This window comes from Novosphingobium sp. CECT 9465, assembly GCF_920987055.1.
GTDB lineage: Bacteria > Pseudomonadota > Alphaproteobacteria > Sphingomonadales > Sphingomonadaceae > Novosphingobium.
In genome coordinates, this window is record NZ_CAKLBX010000001.1 from 2625210 (window position 1) to 2636669 (window position 11460).

The 11460-nt window shown below is 63.0% G+C and carries 12 protein-coding genes and 1 other RNA gene; 7 read left to right on the top strand and 6 right to left on the bottom strand.

The genetic code is table 11. The features are described from left to right. Nucleotides 1–16: 16 nt before the first annotated feature. Nucleotides 17–1282, top strand: a complete 1266-nt coding sequence (locus LUA85_RS12735) for an N-succinylarginine dihydrolase (protein ID WP_231470449.1) — start codon at nt 17–19, stop codon at nt 1280–1282. A gap of 138 nt (nt 1283–1420) precedes the next feature. Then, nucleotides 1421–1669 carry a hypothetical protein gene (locus LUA85_RS12740; RefSeq protein WP_231470451.1) on the top strand — a complete coding sequence of 83 codons (249 nt, stop codon included), beginning with the start codon at nt 1421–1423 and terminating at the stop codon, nt 1667–1669. A 70-nt stretch (nt 1670–1739) separates the two neighbouring features. Here the strand turns inward: LUA85_RS12740 and ssrA are convergent. After that, nucleotides 1740–2108: a transfer-messenger RNA gene (ssrA, locus tag LUA85_RS12745) on the bottom strand. Nucleotides 2109–2150: 42 nt separating this feature from the next. Then, complete coding sequence (mscL, locus tag LUA85_RS12750) at nt 2151–2621, bottom strand: large conductance mechanosensitive channel protein MscL (RefSeq protein WP_305799990.1); 471 nt, start codon at nt 2619–2621, stop codon at nt 2151–2153. 150 nt (nt 2622–2771) lie between these two features. On the opposite strand from mscL, the gene LUA85_RS12755 reads away from it, so the two are divergent. Genes LUA85_RS12755 through LUA85_RS12770 form a run of 4 tightly spaced genes read left to right on the top strand, consistent with a single transcriptional unit; the run spans nt 2772 to nt 5474 of the window. Further along, nucleotides 2772–3407 (top strand): LemA family protein, encoded by a 636-nt coding sequence (locus tag LUA85_RS12755; protein ID WP_231470453.1) that lies wholly within the window; start codon nt 2772–2774, stop codon nt 3405–3407. A 1-nt stretch (nt 3408) separates the two neighbouring features. Then, nucleotides 3409–4242, top strand: a complete 834-nt coding sequence (locus LUA85_RS12760; RefSeq protein ID WP_231470455.1) for a YgcG family protein — start codon at nt 3409–3411, stop codon at nt 4240–4242. 12 nt (nt 4243–4254) lie between these two features. Beyond that, entirely contained in the window at nt 4255–4935 is a 681-nt protein-coding gene (locus LUA85_RS12765; RefSeq protein WP_231470457.1) for a TPM domain-containing protein, read from the top strand. After that, entirely contained in the window at nt 4932–5474 is a 543-nt protein-coding gene (locus LUA85_RS12770) for an NUDIX hydrolase (RefSeq protein WP_231470459.1), read from the top strand. The genes LUA85_RS12765 and LUA85_RS12770 overlap by 4 nt, the downstream gene beginning before the upstream one ends. Here the strand turns inward: LUA85_RS12770 and LUA85_RS12775 are convergent. The 3 genes from LUA85_RS12775 to LUA85_RS12785 all read right to left on the bottom strand — a co-directional run bounded on the left by LUA85_RS12775 (nt 5471) and on the right by LUA85_RS12785 (nt 10048). Beyond that, complete coding sequence (locus LUA85_RS12775) at nt 5471–7471, bottom strand: TonB-dependent receptor (RefSeq protein ID WP_231471869.1); 2001 nt, start codon at nt 7469–7471, stop codon at nt 5471–5473. The two genes, LUA85_RS12770 and LUA85_RS12775, sit on opposite strands and share 4 nt — an antisense overlap. Nucleotides 7472–7631: 160 nt before the next feature. After that, entirely contained in the window at nt 7632–8561 is a 930-nt protein-coding gene (locus tag LUA85_RS12780; protein WP_231466349.1) for an IS110 family transposase, read from the bottom strand. A 374-nt stretch (nt 8562–8935) separates the two neighbouring features. After that, a complete protein-coding gene (locus LUA85_RS12785) occupies nt 8936–10048 on the bottom strand; it encodes an S-(hydroxymethyl)glutathione dehydrogenase/class III alcohol dehydrogenase (protein WP_231470461.1) in 1113 nt (370 codons plus the stop codon). Nucleotides 10049–10144: 96 nt separating this feature from the next. Here LUA85_RS12785 and LUA85_RS12790 point away from each other — a divergent pair, with 96 nt between their 5' ends. Beyond that, nucleotides 10145–11041 (top strand): LysR family transcriptional regulator, encoded by an 897-nt coding sequence (locus tag LUA85_RS12790; protein WP_231470463.1) that lies wholly within the window; start codon nt 10145–10147, stop codon nt 11039–11041. Here the strand turns inward: LUA85_RS12790 and LUA85_RS12795 are convergent. After that, nucleotides 11034–11459, bottom strand: a complete 426-nt coding sequence (locus LUA85_RS12795; protein WP_231470465.1) for a DUF983 domain-containing protein — start codon at nt 11457–11459, stop codon at nt 11034–11036. The two genes, LUA85_RS12790 and LUA85_RS12795, sit on opposite strands and share 8 nt — an antisense overlap. Nucleotide 11460 lies beyond the last annotated feature (1 nt).

Sequence of the window (11460 nt, forward strand, 5' to 3'; positions counted from 1 at the left end):
TTGCAGGATATGACCCATGCCTCTCGTTGAAATCAACTTCGATGGCCTTGTCGGCCCAAGCCACAATTATGCAGGGTTGAGCCTCGGCAACCTCGCGTCATCTGCCCACGCCGGCGAAGTGTCCTATCCCCGCGCCGCCGCGCTTCAGGGCCTGGCCAAGATGCGGCACAACCTCGACCTTGGTCTTGTACAGGGCCTGTTCTCGCCGCTCCCTCGCCCCAACCCACGCTTCCTCGGTGCCCTTGGCCTCAACGCTTCTGATGACGCTGACCCGGTTCAGCGCCGGTTGCGGGCAGCCGCATGGTCGGCATCGTCGATGTGGACCGCCAATGCCGCCACGGTCAGCCCCGCGCCCGATACGCCGGACAGGCGCTGCCACCTCACCGCCGCCAATCTCGTCACCATGCCGCACCGTTCGCAGGAATGGCCCGATACCGTGCGGCAATTGCGGCTTGCCTTTGCCGATGCTGCACACTTCGCCGTGCATGATGCCGTGCCGCCCTGCTTCGGCGATGAAGGCGCGGCCAATCACATGCGGATGTGCGTCCGCCACGACGCGCCGGGCGTCGAACTTTTCGTCTATGGCAAGACCGGCGGCGCATTCCCCGCGCGCCAGCACGAACAGGCCAGCCGCGCCGTCGCCCGCCTGCATGGCCTTGATCCGGCCCGCTGCCTGTTCATCGAACAATCGTCCGAAGCGATAGCGGCAGGTGCGTTCCACAACGATGTCGTCGCGGTCGCCAATGAACGCGTCCTGTTCACCCACGAACAGGCCTTCGCCGATCCGCACGGCACATACGCGGCGATCCGCGAACGCTTGCCCGAAGCCGAAATCGTGGTCGTGTCCGCCAGCGCCGTCAGTCTTGCCGATGCGATCAGCAGTTACCTGTTCAACGCCCAACTGCTCACGCTGCCAACCGGAGAAATGGGCCTCGTAATCCCGCTGGAAGCGTGGGAGACGCCTGCCGTGCGTGTCTGGCTGGAAGGCCACATCGCCTCTAACGGACCGATCCGGCGGGTGCTGCCCGTCGATGTGCGGCAGTCGATGGCCAATGGCGGCGGCCCGGCCTGCCTGCGCCTGCGCGTTGTCGCCGATCCTGCCACCGTCGATCCGCGTTTCCTGCTGGATCATGACAAGGCCACGCTGGTTGAACAGGTCGTCGCCGCGCACTGGCCCGAACAGATCGATCCTGCTGATCTTGGTCGGGATTCCCTTGCGCAAACGGTCACATCAGCGCGCGCCGCCTTGCTCGATGCCTTGGACCTTGGGGAACTCGCCTGATTGGCGGTGCGTTTTGCATGGACTGATGCTGTCGCTGCGATTTACAGTGAACAGCCGTTTAACCAGACATTGGCCAGCAAAACGGGAACTGGCACGATGGTTGCTTTTGTTATTCGCAAACGAGGATAAATACCCCGCATGCTGAAAAAGATCGGTCGCCTGTTTGTCATCAAGACCCGCTTCGAGGCGTTCGCGATCATTTATGCGCTGTCATTGGGCGCGGTGGAGCGCGGCAAAGCCTACATGACCGAATATCCAGGCTTTGGCGGCAAGCTGCTGTTCCTGGCCGCCACCGGCGCAGTATTCGTGGCCGGCGCCAAGATCCTCGATGCCGTGCGGATGGAACGCGAAGCTGCGCAAGCCGCAATCGTGCCGACCGAAATCTGAGCATCGCAAATGGATAGGGGGCAAAAAGGGTAATAGGGCGATTCTGTTGCTAGGCTCGCCCCCAGCCCCCGGTTTCCGATTCTGTTACCCGGTTCGGTCCGAACCGTGCTCACGCTTTATAACTTCAGGGCGTTAGCCCCTAGAATTATGCTGCGAGAGCAAGTGCTTCGTTGTCGTTGGCACTTGTGAGTTTTGAGCCTTGAACGGGTTACTCAGCCCGGGCAAAAACAGCGCTTTTCAACACACGTCGATCCTAGTTCGGCCCCATCAACACCCTTGCGACAACAAGGCCCGCATCCCGAAAGACACGGTAGTGATGGTGGAGCCGCCGGGTACCGCCCCCGGGTCCGCTGTGCCTATTGCACGCCGCAATTTATCACCATAGCCGGCCTGAACCGGCAGGGACCCATATAGGGATGCAGCGGCAAATGAAAAGGGGCAGGATTGCTCCTGCCCCCGGCACACGTTTCGAAGTGAACGATCAGCCTTTTGCCTTCAGAGCGTCCCTGATCTCGGCCAGCAATTCCACTTCTGTCGGCCCGGCAGGCGCCGCAGGCGCATCCTCGACCGGCTTTTCGGTCATCCGGTTCACCGCTTTCACGATCAGGAAGATGATGAACGCCACGATCACGAAGTTCACGCCCTGCGTGATGAAATCGCCATAGCCGATCATCGGCACACCCGCTGCCTTGAGGTCTGCGTAAGCCAGTGGATCGCCCTTGAAGTCCGCCGGAACCGGTCCCAGCCGCACGAAGAAGCGCGTAAAGTCCACGCCACCCGTGATCCAGCCGACCACCGGCATGATCACGCTTTCGGTCAGCGACGTGACGATCTTGCCGAACGCCCCGCCGATGATCACGCCCACAGCCAAGTCCAGCACGTTGCCGCGCGCGATGAATGTCTTGAATTCGCCCAGAATGCTCACAGCTTCCCCCTTGATGTCGTTAACCATGATCCCTTGTCCGACCGTTGCCACCGGCTGACGAACGTCACAAGTCACAATTGGTTGCATATCGGTCACACTCTTGAAGTGCGGCCCTCTTACGCTATCTCTTGCACCATTCGGGCCGCGCCTGCGGTCCATCAAAGGGGTACGAAGTCGATGGCCGCTATCCGTTTTTCCCAGATTGCCTTCGCAACTGTCGCCGCCGCCAGCCTTTCGGCCTGCGGGATCAACTCGGTCCCCGCCGCCGAGGAAGAGGCCAAGGCGCGCTGGGCCGACGTTGAAAGCTCCTACCAGCGCCGCGCGGATCTGATCCCGAACCTCGTCGCCACGGCCAAGGGCGCCGCCGCATCGGAAACCACGATCCTGACGAACGTGACCAATGCCCGCGCCGCCGCAACTTCGATCAACATCACCACCGACGATCTTTCAAACCCTGCCGAGTTCGAGAAATTCCAGAACGCGCAGAACCAGTTGACCCAGGCCCTGGGTCAGTTGCGCACCGTGGTGGAAAACTACCCACAGCTGCAAAGCCAGGCGCGCTTTGCCGATCTGATGGTGCAGCTTGAAGGCACCGAAAACCGCATCAACGTATCGCGCACACGCTATAACGAGGCGGTTCAGGCCTACAACACCACGATCCGCACCTTCCCCGATGCGATCGGCGCCAAGCTGATTCACGGTGCCAAGCCGATGGTTCCGTTCAAGGCCGCTGTCGGGTCCGAGGTCGCGCCGACGGTCAATTTCGACATGAACGCGCCTGCCGCCCCTGCTCCGGCAGCATCGGGCCAGTAACATGACCCGCCCCCTGCGGGCCTTGCTTCAGGCATTCGTGGCGCTGTTTCTGCTTGTCGCAGGAACGGCGTACGCGGCCATGCCGCCCAAGCCTGCTGGCCCGGTACTGGATCAGGCGAACATCATTCCTGACGATCAGGAAGCCGCGCTTGCGCAGCGCCTGTCGGCGTACAATGCGCAGACCGGGCGCGCGGTGATCGTGGCGACCATCGCTTCGCTCGATGGCGACGATGTGGCGAGTTATACCAACAATCTCTTTCGCGCGTGGGGCGTCGGCGGGCAGAAGACCGATCAGGGGTTGTTGTTCCTGATCGCCCCCAACGATCGCAGGGTGCGGATCGAAGTCGGCTACGGGCTTGAGGAATACATGCCCGACGTGCTGGCCGGGCGGATCATCGCATCGGCGGTTACCCCGCGTTTCAAGGCGGGCGATTACCCCGGCGGCATCACTGCCGGGGTCGATCAGATTCTCACGCAATTGAACCGCAATCCGGCTGACGCCAAAGCCGTGGCCGAAGCTGCTGCCGCCGCGCAAAGCGAAAGCACTTCGGGCGCGGGCGGAACGATTGCCAGCGCGATCTTCTGGGTCGTGCTGATCGTGATCGCCATCGCCGTGTTCGGAAGCCGCAAGCGTCGCTATGGGCAGCGCCGCAGCGGTATCGATCCCGGCATCGTGCTGTGGGGGTTGAGCGAACTCGCCCGCGCCGCATCGGACAGCAATCGCGGCTCAGGCTGGAGTGGCGGAGGCGGCGGTTCCGATTGGGGCGGCGGCGGAGGCTTCGGCGGCTTTGGTGGCGGCGATTCCGGTGGCGGCGGCGCCTCCGGTGACTGGTAAGCGGGACTGGTGATGGCACAACCGACAATGACCCCCGCCGATCACAAGCTCGTCTCGGACGCGGTGGCTGCCGCCGAGGCCCATAGCGCGGGCGAGATCGTTACTATCGTCACGCCCCGGTCCGACAGCTACCGCGACGTCACGCTGGCCTGGTCGGCGCTGGTCGCGTTCGTTGCGCTTTGCGCGCTGGAAATCGGTGCGGGCTTTTACCTGCCGCTGATCGAGCGCCTGCTCGGCCTGTGGGCCTTCGAATGGACCCCGCGCGCCGTGCTCGGTCTTGCGCTGGTCACAGCCACGCTCAAGTTCCTCAGCATGTACCTGCTGATGCGGTTCACGCCGCTGGGCCTGTGGCTCACCCCGCGCCGCGTCCGCAACGCCCGCGTTCGCGAACGGGCGCTGACCTGTTTTCGCGTCGGCGCGGAAAGCCGCACGACCGGCCATACCGGCGTGCTGATCTACCTGAGCCTTGCCGAACACCGCGCGGAAATTATCGCCGATGCCGCCATCGCCTCAAAGGTTTCGCCCGAAACATGGGGTCATGCGATGAAGGCCATGCTCGATCCGCTGCGGCAGGGCCAGATGGCGCAAGGCATGGCCGCCGCCGTGGCCGAAGTGGGCAAGGTCCTTGCCGAGCATTTCCCGCGCAGCGATACCGACACCAACGAACTGCCCGACAGGTTGATCGAAGTATGAGTCTGGAAGAAGAGTACCGCGATCACCCCGAACAGGTCCGCTGGGAGGGCCGGTTCATCGCGGCAAAAACACGCGGTCGCTGGGAATATGTCAGCCGGGCGCGCAACATCAAGGCGGCTGTGATCCTTGCCATCGATGACGGCCATGTGATCCTTGTCGAACAATTCCGCGTGCCGCTGGGCCGCCCGTGCATCGAACTGCCCGCCGGACTGATCGGCGACGAGGCGGGCGCCGAACATGAAGACGCCGCCACTGCCGCCGCGCGCGAACTGGAAGAGGAAACCGGCTACCGTCCGGGCCGCATTGAATCACTGGGCGAATTCCACTCCTCCCCCGGCATGGTCACCGAAGCCTTCACCCTGTTCCGCGCGCACGATCTGGCCAAGGTTTCGCAAGGCGGCGGCGTGGAAGGCGAAGGGATTACCGTCCATCGCGTCGCGCTCGCCGGGATCGAGGCGTTCCTCGCCGCAAAGCGCGCAGATGGCTATGCCATCGACGTGCGGATGCTGCTCCTGCTGTCACCCGGCATCATGGGTTAGAACGAATAGCGCAGCGATACCCGCACCTGCCGCCGTTCTACCGGATGGATATGGCGGTCTTCCACGCCGTCGGCGCTTTCGCCGGGGAGGCGCGAGGCGTAGAAATAGGAAATGTCCGGGTCGTTCGCGTCAAACAGGTTGAGCACGTCCACCGCCAGCCGCACCGGCCCGCGCTGGCCATAAAGGCCGAAATTCACCAGCGTCGTCGCTTCTGATTTCTGCGAATTGTCCTCGATCAGCGGGGCCGAGGCGAAGTGGCGCAGGCGCAGCGTTGCGGAAACGCCGCTGCCGAAATCGGCGCTGACGCCCCCGCCTGCCACAAACGGCGCGGCGCCCGGAATGTGCGCCGCCCCCGCTGCCACGCCCCGGAAACGCGCGCGCGTCCATGCAGCGCTGCCATCCAGCGTCAGCCAATCGACAGGTTTCCAGAACAGCGTCGCCTCGCTGCCCCAGCGGCGTGAGGCATCGTTGGGTTCGGTCGTGCCCGCATCGCCCACGAACACCAGTTCCGATGCCAGATCGAGCCAGAAGCCGACGAGCGAGGCAGTCAGCCGCCCCTGCTCCACACGCAGGCCCAGTTCCGCGCCGCGCGACCGGGCAAAGACCGGCACCTTGTCCGCCGGATCGCCGCTGGCCGGATCGACCGTGATTGCAGCGCCGCGCACGTCATTGGAATGATACCCCTCGCCGTAATTGGCATAGAATTCCACGCCTCTGGCCGCCTGCCACGCCAGCGCGGCCTTGGGCGTGACGATGGCGTCAGATCCCTTGCCCGAATTGGCGGAGAGCACCGATTGCACGTTGTACCCGATTGCATCGGCGCGAAGGCCCAGCACCAGCCGCAGCCCCGGCGCAGCCTCGATCTGCGCCTCGCCGAACAGCCCGCCGCCATATTCATCCACCCGGTCCTGTCGGACGGTTTCACGGATCGTGCCAGCGGTGGTGCGATATAGGCCCAGCTTGCCGATCCGGTCGAACCGCGCATCGGCCCCGACATTCCAGGTCAGCGCACCTTCGCCAAAGCGGTGCGTGATCGCACCGCCAAACACGCCGCGCCGGTCCTCCTGGCGGAATTGGTCGCCATTCACCGGATCGTCGAGAAAATAGGTGAAGTTGGATGTCAGTTCCAGCCGTGAGGCAATGGCATAGACCGACCATTGCGTCTGTTCGCCCGTCCCGTTCACCGTCAGTCCCAGGCGCCCGGAACGCCCGCCAAGATCAGGGTCGATGAAGCCGTTGCGCGGGATGAGGCCGGAAGCGATTGCGCGTTCGGGCACCTGATCGGTCGATGTCCACCGGCTGGTATAGCCGGAAAGTGCAACAGACAGATCGGACGTGGAAAACTTGACCAGCCCGTTCAGCTTTTCGAGATCTTCGTCCAGCACCCACGGCCCGTTCGACACGGTGCCATCGACCGCGGCCAGCAATGTACCGCCACCCAGATCGCCGCTGCCTGCGGCCAGCGCGCGCCAATAGCCCCACGATCCGCCAGTCACTTCGGCAAAGGGCCGGGCGAGCTTCGATTTCGTGGTGAACCGCATCGCACCCGCCGAAGAAAAGTCTCCGTTCTCTGCGTGATATGGCCCTTTGGTAAAGTCGATCCGTTCCACCAGTTCGGGGATCAGGAAATTGAGATCGAGATAGCCCTGCCCGTGCCCGTGGCTGCGCATGTTGACCGGCGCGCCATCGACAGACGCAGCAAGATCGGTGCCGTGATCCAGATTGAAACCGCGCAGGAAATACTGGTTGGCCTTGCCCGCACCCGAATGCTGCGTTGCGATAAGGCCAGGCACATTTTCGGCCAGTTCGCCCACGCGCGAAATCGGCCGGTCCTCGAAATCGGCATAACCGACCGCGCCTTCAGAACCGCTGGTGGCAATCCCCACCTGTTCGATTGCACGGCCATGCACCACAATCTGCGCGCGCTCCTCAGGAGGCGGAGTTTCATCGGTCAGCGCAGGGGATGACGGCAGCAGGACGGCGGCGGCAAAGGTCATGCGGCGCAAAGCGATTCTCCCTGTATTTTCGCGCCTTGGCTTAATGTGACTGGCCGGTCAGACCAGTGACGCAAACCACTTGGCCACCCGTTTTTGACCGTCGCCGTAAACCCGCCCCCAGCCCCTCCCTGAAGGGAGCGACTATCTGACAGGTCAAGTGTCACTGACCAATTTCAGCTCTTGTTTCGCGTGCTTTTGCGTTGAGTCGGACGAGCAGTTTTCGGGCGAGGGCGATGCGGACGACCATTTTGGGTTTACCTTGGTCGAGCAGGCGTTGGCGGAACTCTGCCATGGCCGGATCGAATTTTCGCACGATGTCGGCGACGAGGAAGAGGATCGAGCGGACAGAGCTTCTTCCACCACGGATAGATCGGGCACCGGATCGTTTGCCGCTGTCGTTCGCGATGGGCGCAAGGCCTGCAAGTTTGGCGATGGCCTTGTTCGACAGGGTTCCGATTTCGGGCAGTTCGGCCAGCAGGGTGGCAACGGTGCGATCTGCCACGCCCTTGACCGAGCGCAGTGTGCGATCAAGCGCGGTCCAGACGGGATCGTGTTCGATCAGGCCTGCGATTTCACGGGCCAGCGCTTTGGCTTGGGTATTGAAGAAGGCGATGGCCTCTTTCAGGCTGGCAAGGGCAAGCGGATCGCGGGTGGAATGCAGGCGCTGCTTTTGCACCGTGATATCGCCTGTCACTTGCCGCAACCGGGCAGAAAGCGCGCTAAGCCTTTGTTGTTCGTCGCAAGGTGGCGGCGTTGGCCGTAGCCGCCGTGCCGCAGCAAAGCAGGCGATGACCTCTGCATCGATACGGTCGGTCTTCTCCAGCCGCCCCATCGCCTCGGCAAAATGCCGTACCGCTCTGGGATTGGTCAGGGCACAGGGCATGCCTGCGCGCCACAGCGCCAGGAATGCGTCCTGTTCGAGCCCGCCACTGGATTCCATCACCACCAGCCCTGCGCCATGGCGACCGGCCCAGTCCACCAACGCAGCAATCCCCGCCTCATCATTGGCGAACCGGCGATAGCCGCCGGCCTCGATCCAGCCATCAAGCCAGGCCTTGCTAACATCCACTCCACAAATCGTTTCGATCACGGTAACCTGCCTTGTCCGTACGGTTGAGACACCTGCCGACTATTCGGTCGTGCGTGACAAGCGGTGCTGGTCCCAGGCTCCCTTACGGTTACTGCCTGAGGGGTGACGGGCGACAGCACCGCAGCGCCGGGGTGGGTGGCCACCCACCCCGGCGATCAGCCGATTACATCGCAATCAACCAACAACGTCCAGATACAAGGGGAGCGAGACTTGCGCTTCTGCAAGAAGCGTTAGTCGCAGCGGGGAGGGTGCTCTACACCCCGTGTTTGCAACGACATAATCGCTTCCTTTTTACGCAAAAGGCCGGTCGGACTGACTTGTCCGACCGGCCCGATTTCATTCGCACAATGTAGACTGTGCAAACCCGTTCAGGTTCAGAACACCACGACCGATCGGATAGACTTGCCCGCGTGCATCAGATCGAACGCGGTGTTGATCTCTTCAAGGCCCATGACGTGGGTGATCATCGGGTCGATCTCGATCTTGCCGGTCATGTACATGTCGACGATCTTGGGCACGTCGGTGCGGCCCTTGGCGCCGCCGAACGCGGTGCCGCGCCAGTTGCGGCCCGTTACGAGTTGGAACGGACGCGTGCTGATTTCCTTGCCCGCTTCGGCCACGCCGATGATGATGCTGGTGCCCCAGCCGCGATGGCAGGCTTCCAATGCGGTACGCATCACTTCGGTGTTGCCGGTGGCATCGAAGGTGTAATCCGCGCCGCCGTCGGTCATCGCAACGATCTTCGCCACGGTGTCCTCGCGGCTCAGGCCCCTGGAATTGAGAAAGTCGGTCATGCCGAACTTGCGGCCCCATTCCTCGCGGGTCTCGTTGATGTCGACACCGATGATCTTGCCTGCACCCGCCAGGCGCGCACCCTGGATCACGTTCAGCCCGATCCCGCCGAGGCCGAAGACCACCACATTGTCACCCACTTGCACCTTGGCGGTGTTTACCACCGCGCCAACGCCCGTGGTCACACCGCAACCGATATAACATGCGGACTGGAACGGTGCGTCCTCGCGGATTTTCGCCACCGCGATTTCCGGCAGGACCGTAAAGTTGGAGAAGGTGCTGCAGCCCATGTAGTGGAAGATGGTCTGACCCTTGTAGGAAAGGCGGCTGGTGCCATCGGGCATGAGGCCCTGCCCTTGCGTCGCGCGGATCGCGGTGCACAAGTTGGTCTTGCCCGAAAGGCACGATTTGCACTGGCGGCATTCCGGCGTGTAGAGCGGGATGACGTGATCGCCCGGCTTTACCGAGGTTACGCCCGGCCCCACTTCGCGCACCACGCCCGCACCTTCATGGCCCAGCACACTGGGAAAGATGCCCTCGCTGTCAAACCCGTCGAGCGTATAGGCATCGGTATGGCACACGCCGGTCGCCATGATCTCGACCAGCACTTCGCCGGCCTTGGGACCTTCAAGGTCCAGTTCGACGATCTCCAGCGGCTGCTTGGGGGCAAATGCAACTGCGGCGCGGGTCTTCATTTCCAGCTCTCCATTTCAATTGCGGGCGCGATAGCATAATTGCGGCAAAACTGATAAATCGCACAATGCGATAAACACTGTTGCAAGATGAGAATAATGACCAATCGCTGGGATGGTTTCGATGAAGTGGTTGCAGTGGCCGATGCGGGCACTTTCGTGGCTGCGGCAAAGCGGCTTGGCACATCGACATCGCACGTCAGCCGCGCGGTCGCCCGGCTTGAGCAGAGCCTTGGCGCGCAGTTCTTTCACCGTACCACCCGTGCGGTCAGCCTGACCGATACCGGACGCACGCTGGTCGACCAGTTCCGCCGCCTGATCGCCGAGCGCGATGAGGCCATCGCCATGCTCGACCTGCAGGGCGAACCGCAGGGTCAGTTGCGCATCACCTGCCCGACCGCGCTTGGCGAGCGCTTCATCGCCCCGATCGTGCGCAGCTATGTGCAGGAATATCCGAAACTTTCGGTGGATCTCGATCTGACCAATCGCGTGGTCGAACTCGTTTCGGAAGGCTTCGATCTGGCCATCCGCACCGGCACCCTGCCCGACAGTCGCCTGATCCGAACCCAGATTGCCCTGCGCGGGATCGTGACCTGCGCGGCGCCGGCCTATCTCGCCGAAAACGGAACACCGCAAAGCGTGGATGACATAACCCAGCACGAATGCATCATTGCCACGTCTGATGTCTGGCGATTTCGGAATGGAAACGAACCGGAATCGCTGCGGCCACGCGGGCGCTTGCGCTGCAACAGCGGTGCCGCGGTTTTCGAAGCAGCGCTGGCGGGCATGGGCCTGTGCCAGTTGCCCGAATTCTACGTCAACCGGGCCGTTGCCGAGGGGCAGCTTGTGGAAGTGCTCCAGCAGCACCGCCCGGACGATGACCCGATCTGGGCGGTCTATCCACAACGCCGTCACCTTCTGCCAAAGGTTCAGCGCCTTATCGATACATTGCGCCGCGAATTGCCCGCTGCCCTGGTGCAGGGCTGCGTCAGCTGACGCCCGCCTCGACCTTCCCCGCCCTGCCCGCAAATCCCTGCAATCCAAGCCACCATTGCAGTGCGATCACGCCGCCCTTGGCGGGTTGCAGGAAGGTGCCGAGCAACGCAACCGCCATGACCGCGACGATCAGCATCATCGCCCAGCCGGGCAGCGCGGTGTGCAAGCCCAGTTCGATGATGACCGGGGCCATGATGTGGCCCGTGAGCAGGATCGCGATGTAGGGCGGGAAATCATCCGCCGCGTGGAGCGTCCAGTTCTGGCTGCACAGGCGGCAGCGCTCGACCGGCTTCAGAAACTTTGCGAACAGGTGTGTCTCGCCACAACGGGGGCACTTGCCCCGGATGCCGCGCCACAGCGCCGCACCCAATCCTTGCGGGAGCATGGCGCGGTCGAGAGGCAGGGCTGCGTCGGGCATG